This is a genomic window from Marinirhabdus gelatinilytica (assembly GCF_003353425.1).
GTDB lineage: Bacteria > Bacteroidota > Bacteroidia > Flavobacteriales > Flavobacteriaceae > Marinirhabdus > Marinirhabdus gelatinilytica.
The window spans coordinates 1,278,567-1,304,074 of record NZ_QRAO01000001.1; the positions used below are offsets into that span (position 1 = coordinate 1,278,567).

The following is a 25,508-nucleotide window of genomic DNA, read 5'->3' on the forward strand; positions in this document are numbered from 1 at the left end:
TTGATAAATGTACAAAGCTCACTTTGCCACAACCTCTTCAATTTTGTATCTTTGCACCTCTAAAATAACGCACACCCATGTTCAATAATCTTAGCGATAAACTAGATAAAGCCCTCCACGTACTAAAAGGGCACGGAAGCATTACCGAAGTTAACGTAGCCGAAACTCTTAAAGAAGTTCGCCGCGCCCTCTTGGATGCCGATGTGAATTTCAAGACTGCCAAAGAATTTACCAACCGTGTAAAGGATAAGGCGCTGGGACAGGATGTGTTGACTACACTCCAGCCTGGCCAGTTGATGGTAAAAATCGTAAAAGACGAATTGACCGAATTGATGGGTGGCGATACCGTGGGTATTTCTTTGAAAAGCTCACCAAGCGTTATCTTAATGTCCGGTCTACAGGGTAGTGGTAAAACAACCTTCTCTGGAAAGCTGGCCAACTACCTTAAGACCAAAAAAACAAAAAAACCTCTTTTGGTGGCTTGTGATGTATATCGTCCCGCCGCGATTAACCAGCTGCACGTTGTTGGAGAGCAAATAAAGGTAGATGTGTACAGCGAAGAGGGCAATATGGATCCCGTGGCAATTGCTACAAATGCAATTGCACATGCAAAACAGAACGGTCACAATGTAGTGATCGTGGATACAGCAGGTCGTCTTGCGGTAGATGAAGAAATGATGACCGAAATCGCTAACATCCACAACGCAATTACACCAGACGAAACGCTTTTTGTGGTAGATAGTATGACGGGGCAAGATGCTGTAAACACTGCAAAAGCATTTAACGATAAACTGAATTTTGACGGGGTAGTACTCACAAAGTTGGATGGTGATACCCGCGGTGGTGCCGCTATTTCGATTAAAAGTGTAGTGAACAAGCCCATAAAATTTATTGGTACGGGCGAAAAGATGGACGCAATAGATGTCTTTCACCCAGCACGTATGGCAGACCGTATCTTGGGTATGGGAGATGTTGTTTCTTTGGTGGAAAGAGCCCAGGAACAGTTTGATGAAGAAGAAGCCAGAAAACTTCAGAAGAAAATTGCAAAGAACCAATTTGGGTTCGACGATTTTATCAAGCAAATCCAACAAGTAAAGAAAATGGGTAGTATGAAAGATCTCATCGGGATGATTCCCGGTGCCGGAAAAGCCCTAAAAGATGTAGATATTGATGATGACGCCTTTAAAGGCATCGAGGCCATTATCCATAGTATGACTCCTGAAGAAAGAAGTACACCATCAGTAATAAACGGAAGCAGAAAAAAGCGGATTGCCAAAGGAAGCGGTACCTCGGTACAAGAAGTGAACCAGTTAATGAAGCAATTTGACCAAATGAGCAAAATGATGAAGATGATGCAAGGTGGTGGAGGCCGTAAGATGATGCAGATGATGGGGAAGATGCGGTAAAATGTAAGTACGAATTGCAAATTTAAAAGTACAAAAAACCACGTAGTGACCTGCAGGGTTATGAGTGGAAGAAGCGAAGGAAACCCTGTAGGTTTTAATCGACAAAATAACAATAACTGCCACTGCATACTAATAATTATGACACTACTAGACGGAAAAAAGGTATCCAACGATATTAAAGACGAAATAAAGGCCGAAGTCGATAAAATGAAGGCCAATGGCGAAAAAGTACCTCACTTGGCAGCTGTTATTGTAGGGGATGATGGAGCGAGTTTAACGTATGTAGGCAGTAAAGTACGCGCTTGCGAGCGTGTGGGTTTTGAAAGCACTATGGTGCGTATGAAACACACAACTTCTGAAATTGAACTACTACATAAAATCAAGGAGCTTAACGAAGACGACAATATCGATGGATTTATAATCCAGCTTCCCTTACCGCCACAGATCAATACACAAAAAGTGTTGATGGCCGTGGATCCCAGTAAGGATGTAGACGGGTTCCATCCTGAAAACTTTGGAAGGATGGCCTTGGATATGAGTACGTTTATTCCTGCAACACCCTTTGGGATTTTGGAACTGTTGGAACGCTACGATGTAGATACAAAAGGAAAGCACACCGTTGTAATTGGCCGAAGCCATATCGTGGGACGTCCCATGAGTATCTTGATGAGCCGTAAGGGTTGGCCAGGCAACAGTACTGTAACCCTAACACATAGTAATACCAAAAACATTACACAGATAATCTCCCAAGCGGACATAGTAATCTCAGCCCTTGGCGTGCCCAATTTCCTCAAAGCCGAAATGGTACGGGACGATGCTGTTGTTATAGATGTTGGTATTACCCGCGTTGAAGATGAGACAGCCAAAAAAGGCTACCGGATTGTGGGCGATGTAGATTTTGAAAACGTAAGCAAGAAAGCAAGCTTTATTACCCCGGTTCCCGGCGGTGTAGGTCCAATGACCATTGCCATGTTGCTTAAAAACACCTTGTTGGCCAGAGAGCAACGCAAAGGATAATTCTTTAAGAACTACTCTTTGCCTGTGATAATTTCCAGTCTAGATATTTGTGAATATCGGTCTCTATCCACCCTATTCCTACTGAAAGTACCGCTAGGTCATCAATATAGCCCACTCCAGGGATAAAATCTGGTACAATATCCAAGGGATTCAAGATATAGAGCAAAGCCATTACAATTGTGGCAATTACAAACCAAGGGATACTCGTATAGGCTCCCTTTTTCATGTCTTTTACCATTCCTAGCATTATCTTGCCTATTTCAACATATTTGTTGAGGGAGTTGGCACCCGCCAGTTTTTTCTCTATCTGTTCCTCGTTTTCCAGAAGCAACTCAACATCGTCATCTTTTACTTCAACTACTTTTTCTTCTAGAAATTTTTCATCTATCTTTTCGGCTATGGGATTCTTATCGGTTTCTTTTTCTTTTTTCTTGCTGAAAAACATACAGTATCTTTTATTAGTTGGTTAAAGATACACCTATAAAAGCAGTTTCTGTTTTAAAGTTTTGTTATAAAAATTTCAAGACAACTAGTAGTAGAAGGGTAAACATAAAAAGATAGATTGTCCAGTAATGCCTAAATCGAAGTGGGTTGCTGCCCAACATTGCTTTGGTTATGGTAAACATTGTGCTTCGGTTTTTGGCAATGTAGTTATAACCCCAATCACTTAACCTCCTGAACCAAGCATATTTTGTGTACCAACCATGCCAAGGAGAGGAAGGATTTGCAATTTCATAGCTTTTGTAGGCAGAATCTGGGCCGCCGTGCACGCTACCACTTGTGGTAATAAGCCTAGAAGCTTTCTTGAATTCTTTGAGCGGGATATCCGGAAAGTCTTGTGCTGCGTTTTGGTAAGTGTCAAAATCTATTTTTCCTTCTGAAATTTTTCTCCACCGTGTTACCCAATACTTGCAAAAACCACATTTTCCATCCCACACCAAGAGTGGTTTTATTTTGGGTGGATATTGTGTAGTATTAAATTTTTGAAACATGGATTATAGATCTGGATCGTCATCGGTTTGTGGTTTACCGTACTCCCGCTTGTAAATACGCATTACTATCATAAACAAACTTATGAGCAAGGGACCAAAGATCAATCCTATGAATCCAAACAAGGGGACCCCTACAATTACACCAATCAATGTTACCAAGGGGTGCACATTGTCCAGTTTTTTCAAAACGTACAAGCGTATCACGTTGTCTGTAGAGCCAACTACTACGAATCCATAAATTAAAATTCCCCAAGCCTGAAATGTACTACCGCTGGAGAGCGTTAAGATAAAAACAGGAATAATCCCCACTAGGGTACCTACAAACGGGATCATAGAACCAATAGTTACAATAACAAACCAAAAGAAAGGGTCTTCTATTCCAAAAATCAGAAAACCTATTAGGGCAATAATCCCTTGTGCCAATGCCACTAACGGAATCCCAAGTGCATTGGAACGAACCATTGCGTGCGATTCGTCCCCTATTTTTTTTAGGTTCTTTTTGCTTATGGGGATGTAATCGAATAAAGATTCCTTCAATTCACGCCTGTTGGTGAGCATATAGTAGAGCATAAAATACATTAGCCCTATGGCAATGAACATGTTAAAAGTACCCCCCGCAAAACTTTGCAGGTTATCCGAGAGCCAACCAGACACAGCGCCGGCATCTATTTGCGAACTTAGGTCGTAACCTATTCTGTCTTCATATATCTGGGCTTGCTCCTTGAATGCTTTGGTAACCTTTTCTGAATTTTGTACTGCCTCTCCAATCTTATTCCCCAGCATTAATACAATACCAGCTACCGGGAGTAAAATACCCACAAAAGAGAGTAGCATTAATAGCCCTGCGGCCAATTCAGGCTTCCACCCTTTTTTTACCAGTGTTTTCATCCACTTTCGCAAAAGGACGTATATGGTGATTGCCCCCAATACTCCCGAGAGATACGGGATCAATTCACGAAAAATCAAGGTGCCCATCAATAAGATGAGCAGTAGTATAAATATCTGGCGTATTATTTTTGGATTTATAGTTCTTTCCATTGGGCTATGTTGCAAAAAGTTGGTCTGCGTTTTTAAAAGCCTTAAACTCCAAAGCGTTTCCAGATGGATCCTTAAAGAACATTGTGGCCTGTTCGCCTGTCTGCCCTTTAAAGCGTGTATATGGCTCTATGATAAAAGTAATTCCCTTTTTCTTTAGGGCGTTGGCGAGAGCATCAAAACTTTCCATGGTGAGCACTACTCCAAAATGTGGAATGGGCACATCCTTACCATCAACAGGGTTGCTTTTTTCTGAAATCTCTTCTGAAGCTTCTTTTATGTGGATGACCAATTGGTGCCCAAAAAAGTTGAAATCTACCCAATGGTCGCTGCTTCGACCTTCCTCGCACCCCAAGGTTTCCCTGTAAAAAGTTCGGCTGGGTTCTAGAGAGGTTACGGGAATGGCTAAGTGGAAAGGATGAAGGTTTTTCATGTAGATTAGTTGTTACGCAATGCTTGTATGAGTTCTTTCTTGTTCATGCTGGAGCGTCCTTCAATACCCACGTTTTTTGCTTGGTCGTAGAGTTCGTCCTTGGTCCATTCCTCGTAAGGGCTCGCTTTGCCACCTTTTTTTCCAGCGTTTGGAGTATTGGCTATACGGGCGGCTTTTTCTTGGCTATAACCTTTGTCACGTAGTGATTCGTATTGGTCTTCGTTTTTTATACTTGGTCTGTCCATAGTAATAAGTTTTACGTTTCGTCTGTATCTTTTTTACGTTTTAGGATACCAATACCAGCAAAGAAAAAAACAACTCCTAGAATTGCCAATGCCCAAGGGCTCAAGCCAGTTTCCATACTTCCGAAGATTCCTAAAATTCCCATTACAAGACCTATTCCTCCAGCAATGGTGAGTATTAATCCTAAAACTTTAATCATAATATTTTATTTGTTGGTTACAAGAATAAAAGTAGCAGAAATAGCTGAAACCCTTTACAGGCTTAACAAAATGTTAGCAGGTATAAAATATATTGAATCTGTGGTTTACCGATCCTTTTTTTACAGCAATGAAACATTCACAAAGCAACTTATTGTTGAGTTAAAAAAAAACCTTCCAGGTTTGAATGACCTGAAAGGTTTTTTTAATTTGTTGTTTTTTCCGACAGCTATCGGGACTAGGATTTAATTTTAAATATCCCCTTCCTGTATCTCAATAGCCTCTCCGGCATCCCAGCCCACCATAAAGTATTTAAACGTTGCAGTATCCGGGATTTGCGAGGCTTCGATCTTTTGGTTAAAGTTGTAGCGCACATCCTCGGGCAGTTCTTTTTTGTCTATGGTTAGGTACAAATCTGTTCCTTTTAAAAATACCACAACCGAGTTGATGGCGTTTTCAATGGCTGCTATCTGGTAATTGGCCTTTACATCTTTAAACGTGCTGGCCTTGGTGAGACCTTTTTCAGTTTTAAAGCGGGAATCAAAGATTTGTACATTGGCTATTTTCGAGTTTGGGTCGCTTTCATCATAGGGTGAGAGCAACAACAATTTGGCCCCTTCGCTGTCATAAATTTCTACTTCGCCCTGGGTTTCTATAGCTCCGGTGATGGGGTTCAGCTTAACAATACTGTCATTGGCATAAATACTGTCCAGCTGCTTCATTTGCGTTTTTTGGGTCAAGGGGCCTATAGCTCCATTGGTAATGGCAAATGGATCTTTTTCTTCTTCGCACTGCACAAAGAGCATCGTGGCTACGGCAGCAAAAACTATGGTTTTTTTCATTTTTTTGATTCCTTTATGGGAATGATTTTAATTAGTATTCAGTTTTTAATTTTATTTCACAACTCACAACTCACAACTCACAACTCACAACTCACAACTCACAACTCACAACTCACAACTCACAACTAAAGTCTATTTGATCAATTTAGTTAATATCCCCAATACACTTCTAATTACTGTGGGGCTGGTGAGCACTTTTTCAAGCGCTCCTTTGCTGGAGCTTCTGCGGCGGCTGGAACTACTTCGTCGGGAAGTCGAGCGCTTGGCAGCTTTTTTTTCTTTTTCGGCCTTTGCCTTGGCTTCCTCTTTGTTGGCAGTTTCAATTTTTTCGTTCAGCAGCTCATAGGCGCTCTCACGGTCTATTTCCTCGTTATATACGGGAATAAGTTTTGAGTCGTCCAACAAGTCCTTCAGTTCCTCATCGCTCAATACATCCATACGGCTCATTGGGGCACGAAGCATGGTGGCTGCCAAGGGCGTTGGAATTCCTTTTTCGTTCAGTACGCTAACCAACGCTTCCCCAATCCCCAAGGAGGTAAGTACTTCGTCGGTTTTGTAATACTCTGAGATTGGATAATTTTCAGCAGTGAGTTTAATCGCCTTTCTGTCCTTCGCAGTAAAGGCCCGTAACGCATGCTGGATTTTTAGCCCTAACTGGCTCAGCACTGCATCGGGCACATCGGTTGGGTTTTGGGTCACAAAGTACAGTCCTACTCCTTTGGAGCGTATCAATTTTACAATACTTTCAATCTGGTCCAAAAGCGCATCATTGGCTTCTTTAAAGATGAGGTGGGCCTCGTCTATAAAAATCACCAGTTCCGGTCTGCCGCTATCACCCTGTTCTGGAAAGGTGCTATATACTTCGGCAAGTAGGCAGAGCATAAAGGTGGAGAATAGTTTGGGACGGTCTTGTATATCGGTCAGGCGAACAATGTTTATATAGCCCATTCCGTTTTCATCTACGCGCAGGAGGTCGTCCGTATCAAACGATTTTTCACCAAAAAACATGTCGCCGCCTTGTTGTTCAAGGGCTACGATCTTTCTTAGGATAGCTCCAGTTGAGGCTGGAGAAATACGGCCGTAATGTTTGGTTATTTCATCTTTTCCCTCGCCTGTGGCATATTGAAGAATTTTTTTGAAATCCTTTAAATCCAGTAGCGGCAATTTATTATCATCACAATATTTAAACAGCACCGAAATAATCCCCGCTTGCGTTTCAGAAACGTTCAAAATTCTTGAGATGAGAACGGGCCCAAACTCGCTTACCGTAGCCCGTAACCTAACGCCCGCTTGTTCCGAGAGCGATAAAACTTCTACTGGAAACTTTTGTGCGTTGAACGGAATGCCAATTTTCTCGTGGCGCTCGTCTATCTTGGGGTGTCCCGGGCTGGGTTGGGCTATTCCTGAAAGATCTCCTTTCATGTCCATTAACAATACCGGCACCCCTTTTTCTGAAAGGTTTTCGGCCAGCACCTGTAATGTTTTGGTTTTTCCCGTACCCGTTGCTCCCGCGATGAGACCATGACGGTTCATTGTTTTTAGGGGGACCTTTACCAAAGCATTGGTAATGGTTTCACCATCCAGCATGGCGGCTCCTAAGGTGATCGAATCGCCCTTGGTAGTGTAGCCTTGCGTAATGTGGTCGAAAAACTTCTGCGTATCTGCCATGCGGTTGAAATTTGGCATAAAAATACGCATTGTACGAGACCCTGTAAAATATTAGGTATTTTTATTGAAACTTTAACCAAAACGTATGAAAGCATTGTATCTATTGCTTGGTTTGTGTGCTATTTGTATAATCAATGCGTGCAACCAGCACGAGCAAGAACCTGAGAAAATTGTATCCACTATCTCGCTAAAGAAGCCTGAGGCCCCCATATTTCATCAATCCCATGAGCCCAAGAAGCAAAACACCCCTTTTAGCGATGCTGTTCAGGTTGGGAATACATTCTATCTTGCTGGTCAAATTGGGATGGACCACTCGGTAAGAGAATTGGTTGAGGGAGGTATAAAAGCCGAAACAAAACAGGCCTTGGAAAATATTAAGGCTGTTCTAATACAACATCAGCTTAAGATGCAGGATGTGGTAAAAGTAACTGTGATCTTAGATGATATTCAAGATTTTGCCGCGTTCAATGAAGTGTATGTGCAGTACTTTCCGCAGAAACCTGCACGGACTACCTTTGCAGCCAAAGCTCTTGCCAGAGGGGCGAAGGTTGAGATTGATGTGATAGCTGTACGTGGAATCCCTAAAAATTAAAAGCCCAAATCCCACCTTGAGGGGGGGCGAAGGGGGGTGTAAATCAAAAAATACAATTAGAAATCCCCAACCACAACCCACTGCCACTGAAAGAGCTTTTTTTAAGTAAAATGACTTATCATTTATTACCACTGTAAACTGTAAACTTATTTTATACCAACTACCACTGCTACTGCAAACTAAAAGCTGTAAATTTGCCGGAATGAAGACTGAAGTACAAGAAAGCGTTGAAAAAGGGACGATGCTGCCTTTGATGGAAGAATTTTACACCATTCAGGGAGAAGGCTACCATAAAGGCACTGCTGCTTATTTTATACGAGTGGGTGGTTGCGATGTAGGTTGCCATTGGTGCGATGTGAAAGAGAGCTGGAACCCTAATATACATCCGCCAACCGATATTGTTTCCATTGCTGAAAACGCTTCAAAATATGCAAAGACCATTGTGATAACTGGTGGAGAGCCTTTAACCTGGGATATGGGCCCGCTAACCTCTTTGCTGAAGGAAAAGGGAATGGACACCCACATTGAAACTTCTGGTGCATACAAGCTAAGCGGTACTTGGGATTGGGTTTGCCTTTCCCCTAAAAAAATGAAACTCCCAACCCCCGAAGTGTATGCAGCAGCCAATGAGTTGAAAGTGATAATATATAATAACGATGATTTTCGTTTTGCCGAAGAACAGGCCGCCAAGGTTTCTAACGATTGCAAACTCTACCTGCAACCCGAATGGAGCAAGCGCGATAAAGTGATCCCTAAAATAGTAGATTACGTAATGCAGCATCCAAAATGGGTTGTCTCACTACAAACACATAAATATCTAAATATCCCTTAGTCCTGAAGGAGAACAAAAAAAACCGTGCCGCAATGTAACTTTTGCAGCACGGTTTTTTTTGTGTGAGAGTATGAGTTTTCCCTTTGGGGGCTAGAGGGCTTCTACATTGTCACGCTCATAAATGGAACGGCCACTCGGGTGGTTCCCCAGCCCAAATGCATGTGCACACCACCTTCTGCTTCTTCAAAAGCAATACTAAAGGCTTCCAGAGAGTCATCGGCCTTAGTTACCTTGCCTGTAGTGCGAACCACATCGTTGGCTTGGTCATAACTATATGCGCCCCAAACGTTGGTATCCTTGCTCAAGATAATGGTCCAAGTGTCTTCCCCAGGAATGGTAAAGAACGAATAGGTGCCGGCAGGAACCACTTTGTCGCCTACCTTCATAGCTTGATAAAGGGTGATTTCAGCGGCTTCATTGGCACCCGTTCTCCAAACTTTTCCTGTAGGGGCAAGTTTGCCTAGGGGTCGATCTTTGAGTTGTGGCCTGCTGTAGGCTATTTTTACCAATTTGTTGCTATCTCTATGGCTGGCGGGATAAGCAGCTACGTCCATTGGACTTTTGTCAAGTTCGTCAAATTTTTGTGCGTTCATGGTTCCAGTACAAACAAATAGTACGGAGAGGAATAAGGCTGTGAGAAATGAGTTTTTCATGGAATTTGTTTTAGGTTAAAATGAGTTTAAAGATACAGCTTGCGTTTCGGTATTTGCGTTAATGAAAAGCAAAAGTAATGCTGTCTTGGTCGGTAAAAACTTTCAGAACTTTCACGAGTGTGATCAAGGTTTCAGGAGTGATTTTTCAGGAAGTAAATTCCAGAAAAGAGCGATAAACTATTTCAGGGCTTCTTGCCAGGTTTTTTTCACAATAATTTGTTAATAACTTCGTGGGTTAAAAACGTGAAAGCAGGCAGTTTTATTGGTGGTTTGGTTATATTTGTTCGTTAGCGAAAATTTGAATATAAATAACGCATTTTATATATGAGCGAAGAACAAAAGAAAAACAATTACGGTGCCGATAATATTCAGGCGTTGGAAGGGATGGAGCATGTGCGCATGCGCCCATCTATGTATATAGGAGATGTTGGCGTGAGAGGATTGCACCACTTGGTGTATGAGGTGGTGGACAACTCCATTGACGAGGCACTTGCAGGGCATTGTGACACCATAGATGTAATCATCAACGAGGACAACTCTATAACCACAAAGGATGACGGTCGTGGTATTCCGGTAGATATACATAAAAAAGAAGGCGTTTCTGCCCTTGAGGTGGTAATGACCAAGATTGGAGCAGGAGGTAAGTTCGATAAAGATTCATATAAAGTTTCCGGTGGTCTCCACGGGGTTGGGGTAAGTTGTGTGAACGCACTTTCGGAGCACTTAAAGGCTACAGTACACCGTGATGGAAAAATCTGGGAACAAGAGTACGAAAGAGGAAAGACCCTCTATCCTGTTAAGCCAGTAGGCGAGACCGATTATCGCGGGACCATTGTTACCTTTAAGCCAGACCCGCAAATTTTCACCCAAGTAACCGAATATAATTACGATACACTGGCAAGCCGTTTGCGCGAATTGGCATACCTGAACAAAGGAATTACCATAACCCTTACCGACAAACGTGAAACAGACGAAAAAGGGGAGTATATCTCTGAAACTTTCCATAGTGAAGAAGGGTTGAAGGAATTTATCCGCTTTTTAGATGGAAATCGCGAGCCGCTCATAGGCGATGTAATTTCCATGGAGGGCGAAAAAAACGACATTCCCGTGGAAGTGGCTATGATCTACAATACTTCCTATAGCGAGAACCTGCACAGTTATGTGAACAACATCAACACACACGAAGGAGGAACGCATTTGAGTGGGTTTAGACGTGGATTGACCACGACCCTTAAGAAATATGCAGATGCCTCTGGAATGTTGGACAAACTAAAATTTGACATCTCTGGGGACGATTTCCGGGAAGGTTTAACTGCCATTGTTTCGGTAAAGGTACAGGAGCCACAATTTGAAGGGCAGACCAAAACCAAACTTGGTAACCGTGAAGTAACAAGTGCCGTGAGTCAAGCCGTATCGGAAATGTTGGAAATCTATCTTGAGGAAAATCCAACCGATGCCAAAACTATAGTCCAAAAAGTAATTCTTGCCGCAACAGCCCGCCACGCAGCCCGTAAGGCCCGTGAAATGGTACAACGTAAAACCGTAATGAGCGGTGGTGGCTTGCCTGGAAAACTTAGTGATTGCTCCGAACAGGACCCAGAAAAATGTGAGGTGTTCCTAGTCGAGGGAGACTCGGCGGGTGGAACGGCCAAGCAAGGGCGAGACCGTAACTTCCAAGCTATTTTACCGTTACGCGGTAAGATCTTGAATGTAGAAAAAGCCATGCAGCACAAGGTGTTTGAAAACGAAGAAATCCGTAACATCTTTACAGCACTTGGTGTGACCATTGGTACTGAAGAAGATAGCAAGGCACTGAACCTTTCAAAACTGCGCTACCATAAAATAGTGATTATGTGTGATGCCGATGTAGACGGTAGCCACATTGCCACGTTGATATTAACATTTTTCTTTAGGTATATGAAAGACCTAATTGAAGCTGGTCACGTGTACATTGCAACACCGCCATTGTATTTGGTGAAGAAAGGTCAGAAAAAAGAATACGCTTGGACCGATAAGGAGCGTGACGCACTCAACGAACAATTTGGAGGTAGTGCCAGTATTCAGCGCTACAAGGGTCTTGGAGAGATGAACGCAGAACAGCTATGGGATACGACCATGAATCCAGATTTTAGAACGCTACGACAAGTTACCATAGACAATGGTACCGAAGCCGATAGAATCTTCTCTATGCTCATGGGCGATGAAGTGCCACCACGCCGTGAGTTCATCGAGAAAAACGCAGTATATGCAAATATCGACGCGTAACATAAAAAAGTAGTTAAAGTTAGCTAAAAACCTATGGGAGCTCCCATAGGTTTTTTTATTTTGAAAAAAAAGTTATGAAAATTCATTTGTTTGTATTAGCGATTTTTGTTTCGGGTTTCGTTTCAGCACAAGAAAACCTTGAGGATCTTTTAGCTGCCGGTATCGAGGATGCCCAGCGTTTTTCGGCTGGATATATTTCACCTGCCACAGAGGGGATGATGTACAACCTTTCCAATAGTTGGGCGCAGTCTGCCGAGGTGAAAAAACCACTGAAATTTGAAATTTCCATCATTGGAAACGCCACTTTTGTTAATGACGACCGTAAAACATTCACTCTGAACACGGCAGATTATAACAACCTTCAATTTAGAGATGGCAGTGCGTCCAAAGACGTGGCCACTGCTTTTGGTGAAAATAATCCCGATATTATTGTGTTCGCCGAAGTGCGGGATGGCCCTTTTACCGATGAGGTGGAATTCCAACTCCCCCAAGGACTTGCATCGGTAAACGTAAACGTATTGCCAACAGCTTTTCTACAAGGGCGGATAGGTGTTTTTAAAGCTACGGAGGTAAAGCTAAGATATTTCCCAAAAGTTGAACGGGAAGATGTAAGAACTGGACTCTTTGGCGTAGGATTGCAACACGAATTCACACAATGGTTGCCTGCCGAAAAAGCGTTTCCCGTGGCTATTTCTGGATTGATCACCTACAACAACCTGAACGCCAATTATGATTTTACGGACGATGATGTAATTGATGGGGAAAACCAACAGTTCGACCTAAATATGGATACGTGGGTGTTTCAGGTACACGCATCTACGAAATTGCCAATAGTTAACTTCTATGGGGGATTGGGATACGTAACCGGAAAGTCGGATTTTGATGTACTGGGGACCTATCGGGTGAGAGGGGGAATTCCCCTGTTCGAGACCACAAACGAGTTTACCGATCCTTTTTCAGTTGAGAACAAAATTTCTGGAGTACGGGCCACAGTAGGAGCAAAATTACAGCTAGGGTTCTTTGGCTTGCACGCAGATTATAACATTTCAGAATACAGTACGGTGACCGTTGGGACACACTTCGGAATTTAACCCTTTGTTACCATAATAAATACGCATAGAATTGTATTTTTGCACTTTACAAACCCATAACCAAATAAAATAATATAGAAAATGAAAGTAACCGTTGTAGGAGCAGGTGCTGTAGGTGCAAGTTGTGCCGAGTATATTGCCATTAAGAATTTTGCGAGCGAAGTAGTATTGTTGGACATCAAAGAAGGCTATGCCGAAGGAAAGGCCATGGACCTTATGCAAACAGCATCGTTAAATGGTTTTGACACCAAGATCACGGGCTCAACCAGTGACTACTCCAAAACAGCCAATAGCGACATTTGTGTGATTACCTCAGGAATACCAAGAAAACCGGGAATGACCCGTGAAGAGTTGATTGGTATAAACGCTGGTATTGTAAAATCGGTTTCTTCAGACTTAATAAAACATTCGCCAGATACTATTATTATTGTAGTGAGTAACCCAATGGACACGATGACCTATCTGGTACACAAAACAACCGATCTTCCCAAAAACCGAATCATTGGAATGGGTGGAGCCCTGGATAGCGCACGTTTCAAATACCGTTTGGCCGAAGCTTTGGGAGCACCCATTAGCGATGTAGACGGAATGGTAATTGGCGGCCACAGCGACAAAGGGATGGTCCCGTTAACACGCTTGGCCACTCGAAACAGCGTACCGGTAACCGAATTTATCAGCGACGAGCGTCTGGACCAAGTACGGGAGGACACCAAAGTAGGAGGGGCAACACTAACCAAACTGTTGGGTACCTCTGCCTGGTATGCGCCAGGTGCTGCGGTAAGCGGATTGGTACAGGCCATTGCTTGTGACCAAAAGAAAATTTTCCCTTGCTCAACCATGCTGGAAGGCGAATACGGCTTGAACGACTTATGTATTGGAGTTCCCGTGGTATTGGGCCGTAACGGAATCGAAAAAATTGTAGAAATAGAACTGAACGATGCCGAAGCAGCACACATGAAAGAAAGTGCCGAAGGTGTAAGCAAAACCAACGGTTTGTTGGAGCTGTAACAGGATACACTATTAAAACCGAACCTCAAGAGATTTCTAATCTTTTGAGGTTTTTTTATGCAGCCTTTTTAGGTTTGAGAGCTGGAGGTTAAGGCTCTCCTAAGTCCTAAGCCGTAAAGTCTTATGTCTAAATTTTTTTCACACAATGGCCTAACGTCATTCCGAACGAGGTATGAGGAGGGACATTATTTCTAAAATCTCACATCTCAAGCTTTACTTCTAAAATCTAAAATCCAAAACTCCCCATCTCCAATCAATTTTCCCTATATTTGGCGCGTGAACTCAAAATGGTACATAAGTTTATTGGTTATTGCACTGGCTTTCATTGGGATAAGCTCAGAGCAAATGCTTGTGCCCAATCAGGAAATTGTGGTCCAGTTCAATGCCGATGCGGTGAGCGATCAACAAACACAAGATGCCATTACGAACGTTACCAGCAGGCTGCAATCCATTGGAATTGAAAGGATTCAGGTTGTTGAGGATTTTAGCGGAAATTTAAAGATCACTTATTATAGTGCTGTTACCGTTGAGGTGGTTAAGAGTTTATTGGCCAAAGAACAGCTTCAACTAGCACAAAACACCCAACAGGACAACAAGCAGCCTTTTGGGGAATACCCAAAAACCTACCAACTCAACATAAGCGAAATACAACTTGCCGAAGGTGCCAATATGGGCCTCAACGGAACTCTGGTTGAGGTAAAGTCTGGTTTCGAATGGTACATCAATCCACTGAATTATTTAGGTGGGGCTTCCATGGAAATAGGTTTGGGACAAACTTTTGAGGATATAGCCTTCACCTGCTACGGTGATGTGGCATTAGGGATAGATACCGCTTCCTATAAAATCCCCGAAGTACGTGCAGGCCCCTTGGCATAGGGGATGTATACTGTTCAATATGCTGGATACGCTTTTCACTGCTAGAAAATTTTCAGCAATCATCCTACTTTTCAGTTTTTTGCTTTTCAGAAATAAGAACGATCTAAAAATTGTTTCTGAAACAATATATCGCTAGTACGTTCAGTACTTGGCGTTTCAATAAAATAAATTTTAACTATAGTATTAATTGTTGAATGGAAGGGGAACGTATATATTTGCCCTCCCGAAAATTATCGGGGACTAAAATTCAACTAAAAACAACACAAAATGCAGAATAAAGGACTAGTTACCATTTTTGCTATCCTCTTTGGGATCGTGAGTTTGTACCAGTTATCGTACACTTACATTGCAACATCGGTAGAAAAAGAGGCTAAGGAATATGCCCAGAGCAATTTTCCTGAAACGCAGCCAGAAGAAAGACAACAAGCCGAAGCACAGTACCTGCTGGACGCAGCCAACGAGCCGCAAATGCTGGGTATAGACTATAAAACGGCCAAGGAAAAAGAATTGAACAAAGGTCTGGACCTTAAAGGAGGTATCAACGTGATCCTTCAGGTTTCGGTAAAGGATATCTTAAAGGGATTGGCAAACAATACCAAGGATCCTGCTTTTAACCAGGCTCTCGCCAATGCAGACGAGCTTCAGAAAGATTCGCAAGAAACCTATGCAGAGTCTTTCTTTAGAGCTTTTAACGACTTGCCGGGCGACAACAAACTGGCCTCACCAAATATTTTCTTCAACAAAAATTTGGAAGACCAGATAAACAGTTCCATGACCAACGAGGAAGTGCAGCCTGTTATCACCAGAAAAATAGACGAGTCCATTGCTTCTGCCTTTGAGGTACTCCGTAAGCGTATCGATAAGTTTGGGGTTACACAGCCCAACTTGCAACGTTTGGGGAACTCTGGGCGTATCTTGGTAGAATTACCGGGAGCTAAGGATATTGAGCGTACAAAAGACCTATTGCAGAGTACAGCGCAATTGGAATTTTGGACTGCCTATAAAGCGGAAGCCTTTCAAAGCTTCTTGTTCGAGGCAGATGCAAAGCTGAAGACTATGATCTCTCCAAATACGGAAGAAGACGGAGGAGAAACTACCGAAGAGACCACTGGAGACATAGCCGAAACACAACAAGATACTACTGCTGTAGCTACAGACACTACCGCAGTTGCCGATACACAAACTGAAGACGATGATGATTTGGGAGATCTTCTAGGTGAAGATACCGAAGCAGATGCCAGTGACGATCCAGCGGTAAACAATCCGTTATTGTCCAAAATTCAGTTTGGTGCTCCTGGAAGCCCGATTATTGCTTCTGTTGCCATAGAGGACCAAGCAACCGTAAAGGAGTATTTGAACAACCCACAGGTGCGTCAATTGTTGCCTACTGAGTTACGTTACACGAAATTTGTGTGGGGCTTGCCAACGGCTAGAGAGATAACTGTAGACGGCGAAACCGAAACAGTAGACTTTGTAGACCTATACGCCTTGGTAGGAAACCGTGAGAACGAAGCCCCTTTGAGTGGTGGTGTTGTTACCGATGCGGTACAAACCTACGACCAAGTAGGGCGCGTCGCGGTAAGTATGCAAATGAACGGAACAGGAGCCAAGAAGTGGGAAGAAATGACCGGCGAAGCATTTACCAACAAGAGCCAGATTGCTATTGTTTTGGACGATGTGGTGTATTCTGCTCCAGGTGTAACCTCTGGCCCTATTGCTGGAGGACGTAGTGAAATTACTGGAGATTTCACCATTGCCGAAGGACAGGATTTAGCGAACGTACTACGTGCCGGTAAATTACCAGCCTCTGCCGATATTATTCAAGCAGAAGTTGTTGGACCTACATTGGGGCAAGAAGCTATCGATAGTGGTATGCTATCGTTTGGTATCGCACTATTACTGGTATTGGTTTGGATGATTTTCTATTATGGAAAAGCAGGAGCCTTTGCCGATGTTGCCTTGGTAGTGAACATTTTGTTCATCTTCGGTATTTTAGCGGGACTTGGAGCGGTATTGACCCTTCCCGGTATTGCAGGTATTGTATTGACCATTGGTATCTCGGTAGATGCCAACGTACTTATATTTGAAAGGATACGGGAAGAGTTGTCCAAGGGAAAAGCACAGCGCGATGCCATTAACGATGGTTTCAGAAACGCATTGTCTTCTATCTTGGATGCCAACATTACCACGGGACTAACAGGACTTATCCTTTTAGTGTTTGGTACAGGACCTATCCAAGGTTTTGCAACTACATTATTGATAGGTATTGTAACCTCATTGTTTACCGCAATCTTCATTACAAGATTGTTTATAGATCGTTACACCAAGAACGGAAAACCATTGACGTGTTCTACAAGTATGACCAAGAATTTGTTCAAGAACGTGAACATCAACTTTCTTGGAAAGCGTAAGGTTGCGTATGTGATTTCTGGAATTTTACTGCTGGTTAGCTTAGGTTCGTTATTCAGCATTGGGTTGAACCAAGGTGTCGACTTTGTAGGGGGTAGAACCTATACCGTTCGTTTCGACAAGGATGTGAATCCTGCTGAAATTCAAGACGATTTGATCGCTGTTTTTGAAAGTGCCGAAGCAAAAACCTACGGTGCGGACAACCAGTTGAAAATCACTACAAAATATAAAGTAGACGAAACCAGTGCGGCTATCGATAACGAAGTAGAAGCAATGCTATTTGAAGCCTTGCAGCCTAACCTTCCCGCGTCCATGAACCTGGAACAATTCAAGGCAGACGATGATAATAAAGTGGCTGGACGAATGGAATACTATAAAGTAAGCCCAACCATTGCCGATGACATCAAGAAGTCGTCTTTCTGGGCCGTATTGGGGTCGCTCGTTGTAGTGTTCTTGTACATCCTGTTGCGTTTTAGAAGATGGCAATTTAGTTTAGGTGCCGTAGCGGCGGTATTCCACGATGTTGTAATCGTGCTGGGTATCTTCTCGCTTACACATAGGTTTATGCCCTTCAGTATGGAGATAGACCAAAGCTTTATTGCGGCAATCCTTACAGTAATTGGATACTCGCTGAACGATACCGTGGTAGTATTCGACCGTATTCGTGAGTTCTTTAACGAGCACGCCGGTTGGAAGATGAATCGCATTATAAACAGCGCCTTGAACAGCACATTGAGCCGTACATTGAATACCTCTATGACAACCTTGATCGTACTGTTGTGTATCTTCTTTATAGGGGCCGAATCCATCCGCGGGTTGATCTTCGCATTGATGGTGGGTGTAATAGTAGGTACCTACTCATCGTTGTTCATAGCGACGCCAGTATTCTACGACACCGTGAAGAAGAGAGGTATCGATTTAACCGATAAAAAAGACGAAGAAGAGGAAGAAGCCCTGAGCGCTTAATTTCTTCTGAAATTTTAATTGTTGAAATGCCCGTTCTTGTTTTGAGAACGGGCATTTTTATTTTGGCATTTTGAAGCGTAATAAGAAATCGCAGTTAAATTAGTACGTTCGAGTGAGCCTCTTTGAATAAAGGGGCAAGGTTGGTCAATCAGATTGGTCAAAACCGTAAGGATTCACGGTAAGCAAAATGTGCGACCTTTCGTGACGCTCCTGTCATTTCGAAGCGTAGCGAGAAATCTTTAAGGATGTTGGATATAGATTGTAGATATTAACCCCTTGAGGGGACCAGAGGGATATTTTATTAGGTGTTTCGATCAGGAATATTCCCTAACATCTTTTTCCTTTTGTCAAACCCAAAACCACTCGAGTAGAGGATGCAAGAGTTCGTCAGTTCGAGTAAATTTCAAGACTGTCAGAAAAGCCATTCTTGAAATTTGTATCGAGAACCCAAGCATTCTATATCAACCTCCAACACGCTCCCACTCCAAAACATCTCCTTTTTCCAATCCCCATGTATCGCTTAGTCCTGCATTTACCTCAAGTACGTAGGTGGCGGGAGCTTCACTGGGTAGGGAAGTGGGGTCCAGTGGCTGTGCGTTTTTTTGGATGCTCACTACCTCATTTTTTGAATTAAGGTAAATAATGTCCAGTCCAAATTCGGTATTCTTCATGTAGAAACTTCGGCGCTGTTCGTTGGGGAAGATAAAAAGCATCCCACGATTGGGTTGCATACCCTTTCGGTACATAAGGCCTGTTTGTGTTTCGTAGTCGCCCTCGGCAATTTCTAGTTCCAAGGTGGTTAGGATGCTATCGGTTTCGGCTTTTTTAAGAACACCTTCGGCTTCTTTTGTAAAGCTGATTTCCTTCGTTAGGATTTTGTTCTCTTTCCTTGCGGCTTCTTTGCAGCCTTCAGCAACCATAAAAATTCCTGAAACCAGTGTGATGATGTATAAAGTCTTCTTCATTTTCCTGAAATATGAAACATAAATTTCTTGAACTTCAACCCTTAGCTAGTAGGTTCTTCATAAACCTTCTGCTTTGATTTCCATAGAATGTAAAATCCGGCAATAATAAATGGAATACTAAGTAATTGCCCCGTATTCAACAACCAAACCTCACGGCCGTCCACCTGAACGATTTTGAAAAACTCTACCACAAATCGGGTCATGAATAGCAAAATCAAGAACCAGCCAAAAATATATCCAACGTGTTTTTTATGCGGTGTTTTCCAGTAAATGTACCAGCATGCCAAGAAGGTAATTATGTACCCCAATGCTTCGTAGAGTTGGGTAGGATGGCGGTAGGGTACCGACGCAAGAATTTCAGCAAATTGTGGGTTGTTTGCAATGGCATCGTAGGCTTTGTTCGGGTCTTTAATATCAGTGGCATTTACTGCCTGTTGCGGATAGATATCGTGCCGCAACATTTTGATCCCTAGTGGGTAATCGCCGGATTTTTTACCAACGATTTCAGAATTCATAAAATTCCCCAAACGTATAAAAGCACCGCCAATGGCAACGGTTATCACCACTCGGTCAAAAATCCACAGTACGGGTTTTTTCAAATGTTTACGGTTGTACCAAATCAAGGCAATAACTATGGCAATAGCAGCACCATGGCTGGCAAGCCCGCGAAAGCCTGTAAATTCAAATTCTGGGACGGTTTTGAAGGGCAGTATTACAGAGAGTGGGTCGTTCCAGATCAATTCGGTCTCGTAAAAGATAACGTGTCCCAAACGCGCACCTATCAATATAGCAAGCACCATAAACACGAAGAGGCTGTCCAGCTTTTCCATAGAAACGTTGTCGTTCTTGTAAAACCGTTTCATAATAAACCAGCCAATAACAAAGGCAATTACATAAGAAAGGCTGTAATAACGAATCATGATGAAGCCTAGATCCAACCCCTCGCTTGGGTTCCAAGTAGCTAAAAAGTGTAGCATAATACAGATTTATGAAGCGTAAAGATAGCGAAATTGCAAAGCCCATAAAGCAACTGGCTTCTATTTTTCTCTGCAAGTTGGTGGAACTGGATCGTAGCCTGAACCTCCCCAGGGATGACAACTAGCAATCCGTTTTATGGTAAGCCACCCACCTTTAAACAAGCCGTGCTTTTGCAATGCCTCTACCCCGTAATGCGAGCAGGTGGGCTGGTAACGGCACGTTGAAGGAAAAATAGGGGAGATAGCACGCTGGTACACGCGAATCAAAAAAATAAACGGATATGTGAATATGTTTTTCAAAGTATTCTACCTCGACTTGCCTCTTACGATCCGCTGAAGTGGTGAGAGGAAGGCACTGGAGTGTTCTTGAATTTAATTGAAATAGCCCACAAACTTCACTTCTGGCGGTTGGAGGGCTAGAATTCATTGTTTTAGTTTCAGCCCAGCGAATATGTTGTGCCTTCTTTCCCGTCCTTGAGTTGTATTCCAACTTCCTGCAACTCGTCACGTATTTTGTCGCTCGTTTCAAAATCCTTGTTGGCACGGGCTTGGTCGCGTAATTCAATAAGTAAAGAGACGGCGCCGTCCAGTTTTTCGGCAGATTCGTCTCCTACGATAGTTGCATCTTCCAGTCCCAGCACATCAAAAATAAAGGCGCGCATGGTAGCTGCAAGTTCTTCTAGATCGCTTTCTGTGATTGTGGCATTCCCATCTTTTAGTGCATTGATATACTTGGTAGCTTCAAACAATTGTGCAATGAGGATAGGACTGTTAAAATCGTCGTTCATTGCGTCGTAGCAGGATTGTTTCCATTCTGAAACTGAAAAACTACTTTTTGCTGAAACTGAAATTGAGCTCAAGCTATTGTAGGCATCCATCAACCTATGGAATCCTTTTTCTGAAGCTTCCAATGCTTCGTTTGAAAAGTCGAGAATGCTTCTGTAATGCGCTTGATACATAAAAAACTTAGCTACCGAAGGGCTATAGGTCCTGCCCAATGCATTGTTCTCGCCAGAAAACAATTCGCCGGGCAAGATGTTGTTGCCCGTAGATTTTGACATTTTTTTACCGTTGAGCGTTAACATATTGGCGTGCATCCAATAGTTCACCGGGCTTTTGTGGTTGCTAGCTTCGGCTTGTGCAATCTCACATTCGTGATGGGGAAACTTCAGGTCCATCCCGCCTCCGTGGATATCAAAATTTTCGCCAAGATATTTGGTGCTCATTGCGGTACACTCCAAATGCCAGCCCGGAAAACCATCGCTCCAAGGAGAGGGCCATCGCATAATGTGTTGCGGTTCGGCTTTTTTCCAAAGTGCGAAGTCCTGTGGATTCTTCTTTTCGCTCTGTGCTGCCAATTCGCGAGTGTTGGTGATCATGTCCTCCAGCTTTCGGCCGCTCAATTTTCCGTACTCATGGTCGGTATTGAATTTCAGTACATCAAAATATACCGAACCGTTTTGCTCATAGGCGTATCCTTCGGTAATCAATTTTTCAACGATGGCTATTTGCTCATAGATATGCCCTGTTGCGGTAGGTTCAATACTAGGGGGTAGCGCATGGAACTTTTTCATGGTTTCATGGAAATCTACTGTATATTTCTGAACTACTTCCATAGGCTCCAATTGCTCTATCCGTGCTTTTTTCAATATAGGGTCATCACCACTTTCGCCATCGTTCTCCAGATGTCCCGCGTCCGTAATGTTGCGCACATAACGTACCTTGTAACCCAAATGCTTTAAGTATCTAAAAACCAGATCGAACGACAAAAACGTACGGCAATTCCCCATGTGTACATTGCTATACACTGTTGGCCCACATACGTACATGCCCACAGCCCCATCGTGGATAGGGGTGAAAGTCTCTTTCTCCTTGGTGAGCGAATTGTAAATCTTTATCTCTTGGTCTTTATAAAGGCTCATGTTGTTTCAGAAAAATATGGTGGTTTCTAATTTCGTTTTGGATTTCAATTTCAGTTTCGATTTCAAAGTAGGACTAAACGCCTTCAAAATCTGTGTTTAGTTGAATATAATCCAAAAAATCCCTACGAGTTTCGGCGTCCTTGAACTTTCCGCCATATTCACTAGTAACGGTGCTACTGTCTATATCCCGAATTCCCCTTGAATTTACGCAAAGGTGTTTGGCGTCGATCACGCAGGCAACGTCCTCGGTGTTTAACACGCTTTGTAGTTCTTTTACAATTTGCATGGTAAGGCGTTCCTGTACCTGTGGTCGCTTAGCGTAATAATCTACAATTCGGTTCATTTTTGAAAGCCCTACCACAGTGCCGTTGGAGATATAGGCGATATGTGCTTTTCCTACGATGGGCAACAAGTGGTGCTCGCAGGTGGAGTAGAGGGTTATGTTTTTTTCAACCAACATTTCCCCGTATTTGTACTTGTTCTCAAAAGTGGAGGCTTTCGGTTTTCTGTCTGGGTGCAATCCTCCAAACAGTTCCTGTACAAACATTTTGGCTACTCGGTTAGGAGTTCCTTTTAGACTGTCATCGGTTAAGTCCAAGCCTAAGGTTTGCATAATATTGTGAACATCCTTTTTAATGCTGGCAATTTTTTCAATATCGCTCAGGTCGAAGGCGTCGTTCCGTAAAGGGGTATGTGTTGAAGTGCCAATATGGTCATTTCCAATGTTATCTGTATCCGAAATCTGTTTTTCCAAATCCATGTGCAGTGTTGTTGCGTATTTTAAAATACAATGCGCAAAGATACGTATTTCAACCAACGGGATGAAAATTTGTACAAAGGTATTTAGCTCCAATTTTTAGAGATAGAACCCTGTGGTTTCATAAAATTTTCTTAATTTTCGCCGATTATATTATAGCCTTATGAAAAAGCAATACCCCACAACATTCGTATACACGTTTATTTTAATAATATTTGCCTCCCTTTCCGCTGTGGCACAAGGTCCTGGATCCCTTTTTGTGGATGCTGGCCCAGACCAGACAGCAACCTGCGGGAACCCTTGTGTAGATATTACTGCTACTTTTTTGGAGACGTTTGATACGTCTGGGCAAAATTATACGGTAGACCCTATAGCGTATACACCACCTTTTCCTTTTGATGGCTTAGCAAACTCAATAAATATTGCTACCGACGATGTTTGGTCCCCAGTAGACACATTGCCTTTCGAATTCTGTTTTTTTGGAAGTCTTGAAAATGAGTTTCAAGTAGGCTCCAATGGTGTTATTCGTTTTGACGTAGATGGAACTGATACATCTAATGGCTGGGCTTTTACTGAAGATCTACCTAATAATGCCAACCCAACGCTTGGTGAAGCAAACGTATTTACTCCAGTTCACGACATTCACCCTGGTATCAATCCTGGTAATGAGATAGGTTATGAGGTGCTGGGGACATACCCTAATAGAGTTTTGGTGGTTTCTTATTTTGATGTAGCCATGTTCTCTGGGGCGTGTAATAGTCTTCTTGCAACCCATATGGCTGTATTTTATGAGTTTTCTAATGTAATTGAAATCTATATTCAAGATAAGCCAGCTTGTCCAGGATGGAATAGCGGAAACGCCGCCGTAGGTATCCAGAACGATGCTGGAACTACTGCTTATGTCCCGCCAGGGAGGAACACCAGCGATTCCCCTTGGACTACTAACAATGAAGCTTGGAGTTTTTCCCCTGTAGGGCCTCCAACCTATGTGTTTGAATGGTTGGACGATACGGGAACTGTAATAGGTACTACACCAACACTTAATGTATGTACTACCCAACCTGTCGAGACCTTTACGGCGCGTGTAACGTATACTAATACCTGTAATGGAGATGTTGTGGTATTGGAAGATACGGTAGATGTGTTCCAAAATGCACCATTCTCCATAGATCTTGGGCCCGATATTACCACTTGCGATACATCAGATATAGTTTTGGACGCAAACCCAACCCAAGCAGGACTTTCGTATGAGTGGTTCTACAATGCGGTTTCACAAGGCCCTCCAACCATAGACGATGATACCTTTACGGTTACCTTTCCAAACTCAGGGACATATAGCGTTGAAGTGTTCGACCCTAACGACCCAACCTGTGTTATAACCGATATCATTGAGGTAACATACCTAGATCAACCCGTCATCGCTGCTCCAGCCGAAGACCTTTTCCAATGTGACGATGGCGTGAATACAGGTGTTTTCGACTTAACAGTAAACAACCCAGTGGTTCTGGGAGGTCAAAACCCGGGTAATTTTACCATCACATACCATAATAGCCAGATGGATGCAGATACAGGCGCTAACCCAATAATGCCGGATAATGCATACCCAATCGCCACACCTCCTGTAGAGACTATTTACGTTAGGATTGAAGATTCCGCAACAGGAACGTGTTTTGCTACTGATGAATTTATTATTGAATTTGGACCCGTTACTGCGGGACCAATGACGGACCTTAATGATGTTTGTGATCAAGATTCAAACGGTTTTGTTACGCTGGATTTGGTTGCTTTGAAAAATGCTGAAGCGCTGAATGGACAGAATCCAGCAGACTATACGGTGAGTTATCACCCAACACAATTGGATGCCGATAATAACACAAATCCCCATCCAAACCCGTACGATGTTCTCGCATCGCCTGAGACAATTTTTGTTAGGGTTGAAAGTAACAATAGCCCTCCGGGAACTTGCTTTGCTACTGATAGTTTTGTAGTTGAATTCTTTGTGGCACCAGCCGTAAATCAACCAACGGTATATGAAATTTGCGACGAGCTCCCCAACGATGGTTTCGCTGAATTTGACTTAACAACCAAAGATGCTGAAATAACCGGAGGAAATCCTGATGCGGTAGTTACATATCACGAAACTTTCAACGATGCCCAAAATGGTGTGGCACCTATTACCCCGGCAAATATGTACACCAACATGGTGCAAGGATTTGATACGGTGTGGGCCAGAGCCGAAAATATAAACAGTCCAGATTGTTTTAACATCGTTTCCCTGGACCTTCAGGTGAACGACAGTCCTGCCATCACGGACCCTATCACGGACCTGGTGGTCTGCGACAACGACGAGGACGGTGTGGAG

The 25,508-nt window shown here is 43.0% G+C and carries 23 protein-coding genes and 1 pseudogene; 10 read left to right on the top strand and 14 right to left on the bottom strand.

Annotated features, from left to right (window positions below; all coding sequences use genetic code 11):
* The first annotated feature begins 77 nt into the window (after window positions 1–77).
* Together ffh and C8D94_RS05980 are read left to right on the top strand one after the other, a co-directional pair.
* Window positions 78–1,406: a signal recognition particle protein gene (gene ffh, locus C8D94_RS05975; protein WP_115122946.1), complete on the top strand. Its 1,329-nt coding sequence runs from the start codon at window positions 78–80 to the stop codon at window positions 1,404–1,406.
* Window positions 1,407–1,544: 138 nt separating this feature from the next.
* Window positions 1,545–2,423 (top strand): bifunctional 5,10-methylenetetrahydrofolate dehydrogenase/5,10-methenyltetrahydrofolate cyclohydrolase, encoded by an 879-nt coding sequence (locus C8D94_RS05980; RefSeq protein ID WP_115123054.1) that lies wholly within the window; start codon window positions 1,545–1,547, stop codon window positions 2,421–2,423.
* Between the two features lie 4 nt (window positions 2,424–2,427).
* Here the strand turns inward: C8D94_RS05980 and C8D94_RS05985 are convergent, their stop codons facing one another.
* The 8 genes from C8D94_RS05985 to C8D94_RS06025 form a co-directional block, all read right to left on the bottom strand.
* Window positions 2,428–2,868: a YkvA family protein gene (locus tag C8D94_RS05985; RefSeq protein ID WP_115122947.1), complete on the bottom strand. Its 441-nt coding sequence runs from the start codon at window positions 2,866–2,868 to the stop codon at window positions 2,428–2,430.
* Between the two features lie 64 nt (window positions 2,869–2,932).
* Window positions 2,933–3,415 carry a thiol-disulfide oxidoreductase DCC family protein gene (locus C8D94_RS05990; RefSeq protein ID WP_115122948.1) on the bottom strand — a complete coding sequence of 161 codons (483 nt, stop codon included), beginning with the start codon at window positions 3,413–3,415 and terminating at the stop codon, window positions 2,933–2,935.
* Between the two features lie 3 nt (window positions 3,416–3,418).
* Complete coding sequence (locus tag C8D94_RS05995; protein WP_115122949.1) at window positions 3,419–4,453, bottom strand: AI-2E family transporter; 1,035 nt, start codon at window positions 4,451–4,453, stop codon at window positions 3,419–3,421.
* Between the two features lie 4 nt (window positions 4,454–4,457).
* Window positions 4,458–4,883 carry a VOC family protein gene (locus C8D94_RS06000; protein ID WP_115122950.1) on the bottom strand — a complete coding sequence of 142 codons (426 nt, stop codon included), beginning with the start codon at window positions 4,881–4,883 and terminating at the stop codon, window positions 4,458–4,460.
* A 5-nt stretch (window positions 4,884–4,888) separates the two neighbouring features.
* The gene (locus C8D94_RS06005) at window positions 4,889–5,128 is read right to left on the bottom strand and encodes a DUF7218 family protein (RefSeq protein ID WP_115122951.1); all 240 of its coding nucleotides are present in this window, start codon (window positions 5,126–5,128) and stop codon (window positions 4,889–4,891) included.
* An 11-nt stretch (window positions 5,129–5,139) separates the two neighbouring features.
* Entirely contained in the window at window positions 5,140–5,325 is a 186-nt protein-coding gene (locus C8D94_RS06010; protein ID WP_115122952.1) for a hypothetical protein, read from the bottom strand.
* Window positions 5,326–5,574: 249 nt separating this feature from the next.
* Window positions 5,575–6,165 (bottom strand): hypothetical protein, encoded by a 591-nt coding sequence (locus tag C8D94_RS06020; protein ID WP_115122954.1) that lies wholly within the window; start codon window positions 6,163–6,165, stop codon window positions 5,575–5,577.
* 132 nt (window positions 6,166–6,297) lie between these two features.
* Window positions 6,298–7,833 (bottom strand): helicase HerA-like domain-containing protein, encoded by a 1,536-nt coding sequence (locus C8D94_RS06025; protein ID WP_115123055.1) that lies wholly within the window; start codon window positions 7,831–7,833, stop codon window positions 6,298–6,300.
* A gap of 85 nt (window positions 7,834–7,918) precedes the next feature.
* On the opposite strand from C8D94_RS06025, the gene C8D94_RS06030 reads away from it, so the two are divergent.
* Window positions 7,919–8,425: a RidA family protein gene (locus C8D94_RS06030; RefSeq protein ID WP_115122955.1), complete on the top strand. Its 507-nt coding sequence runs from the start codon at window positions 7,919–7,921 to the stop codon at window positions 8,423–8,425.
* Window positions 8,426–8,627: 202 nt separating this feature from the next.
* Window positions 8,628–9,257 (top strand): 7-carboxy-7-deazaguanine synthase QueE, encoded by a 630-nt coding sequence (locus tag C8D94_RS06035; RefSeq protein ID WP_115122956.1) that lies wholly within the window; start codon window positions 8,628–8,630, stop codon window positions 9,255–9,257.
* Window positions 9,258–9,358: 101 nt separating this feature from the next.
* Here the strand turns inward: C8D94_RS06035 and C8D94_RS06040 are convergent, their stop codons facing one another.
* A complete protein-coding gene (locus C8D94_RS06040) occupies window positions 9,359–9,910 on the bottom strand; it encodes a DUF2911 domain-containing protein (protein ID WP_115122957.1) in 552 nt (183 codons plus the stop codon).
* A 324-nt stretch (window positions 9,911–10,234) separates the two neighbouring features.
* On the opposite strand from C8D94_RS06040, the gene gyrB reads away from it, so the two are divergent.
* From gyrB to secDF, 5 genes are all read left to right on the top strand, one after another.
* Window positions 10,235–12,175 carry a DNA topoisomerase (ATP-hydrolyzing) subunit B gene (gene gyrB, locus C8D94_RS06045; RefSeq protein ID WP_115122958.1) on the top strand — a complete coding sequence of 647 codons (1,941 nt, stop codon included), beginning with the start codon at window positions 10,235–10,237 and terminating at the stop codon, window positions 12,173–12,175.
* Between the two features lie 74 nt (window positions 12,176–12,249).
* Window positions 12,250–13,266: a DUF6588 family protein gene (locus C8D94_RS06050; RefSeq protein WP_115122959.1), complete on the top strand. Its 1,017-nt coding sequence runs from the start codon at window positions 12,250–12,252 to the stop codon at window positions 13,264–13,266.
* Window positions 13,267–13,347: 81 nt separating this feature from the next.
* Window positions 13,348–14,274, top strand: coding sequence for a malate dehydrogenase (mdh, locus tag C8D94_RS06055; protein WP_115122960.1), 927 nt, complete (start codon window positions 13,348–13,350; stop codon window positions 14,272–14,274).
* 276 nt (window positions 14,275–14,550) lie between these two features.
* Window positions 14,551–15,150: a hypothetical protein gene (locus tag C8D94_RS06060; RefSeq protein ID WP_147278502.1), complete on the top strand. Its 600-nt coding sequence runs from the start codon at window positions 14,551–14,553 to the stop codon at window positions 15,148–15,150.
* A gap of 267 nt (window positions 15,151–15,417) precedes the next feature.
* A complete protein-coding gene (secDF, locus tag C8D94_RS06065) occupies window positions 15,418–18,525 on the top strand; it encodes a protein translocase subunit SecDF (RefSeq protein WP_115122962.1) in 3,108 nt (1,035 codons plus the stop codon).
* A gap of 461 nt (window positions 18,526–18,986) precedes the next feature.
* Here secDF and C8D94_RS06070 read toward each other — a convergent pair whose 3' ends face one another.
* The 5 genes from C8D94_RS06070 to folE form a co-directional block, all read right to left on the bottom strand.
* Window positions 18,987–19,490, bottom strand: coding sequence for a DUF192 domain-containing protein (locus C8D94_RS06070; RefSeq protein WP_115122963.1), 504 nt, complete (start codon window positions 19,488–19,490; stop codon window positions 18,987–18,989).
* Window positions 19,491–19,531: 41 nt separating this feature from the next.
* Window positions 19,532–20,467: a prolipoprotein diacylglyceryl transferase gene (gene lgt / locus C8D94_RS06075; protein ID WP_115122964.1), complete on the bottom strand. Its 936-nt coding sequence runs from the start codon at window positions 20,465–20,467 to the stop codon at window positions 19,532–19,534.
* A gap of 60 nt (window positions 20,468–20,527) precedes the next feature.
* Entirely contained in the window at window positions 20,528–20,767 is a 240-nt protein-coding gene (gene yidD / locus C8D94_RS06080) for a membrane protein insertion efficiency factor YidD (protein WP_115122965.1), read from the bottom strand.
* Window positions 20,768–20,904: 137 nt separating this feature from the next.
* The gene (gene cysS / locus C8D94_RS06085; protein WP_115122966.1) at window positions 20,905–22,389 is read right to left on the bottom strand and encodes a cysteine--tRNA ligase; all 1,485 of its coding nucleotides are present in this window, start codon (window positions 22,387–22,389) and stop codon (window positions 20,905–20,907) included.
* Window positions 22,390–22,462: 73 nt separating this feature from the next.
* On the bottom strand, window positions 22,463–23,149 hold the full coding sequence (folE, locus tag C8D94_RS06090; protein ID WP_115123056.1) for a GTP cyclohydrolase I FolE: 687 nt from the start codon (window positions 23,147–23,149) through the stop codon (window positions 22,463–22,465).
* Between the two features lie 160 nt (window positions 23,150–23,309).
* On the opposite strand from folE, the pseudogene C8D94_RS06095 reads away from it, so the two are divergent.
* A pseudogene (locus C8D94_RS06095) lies at window positions 23,310–25,508 on the top strand (hypothetical protein); the annotation flags it as partial.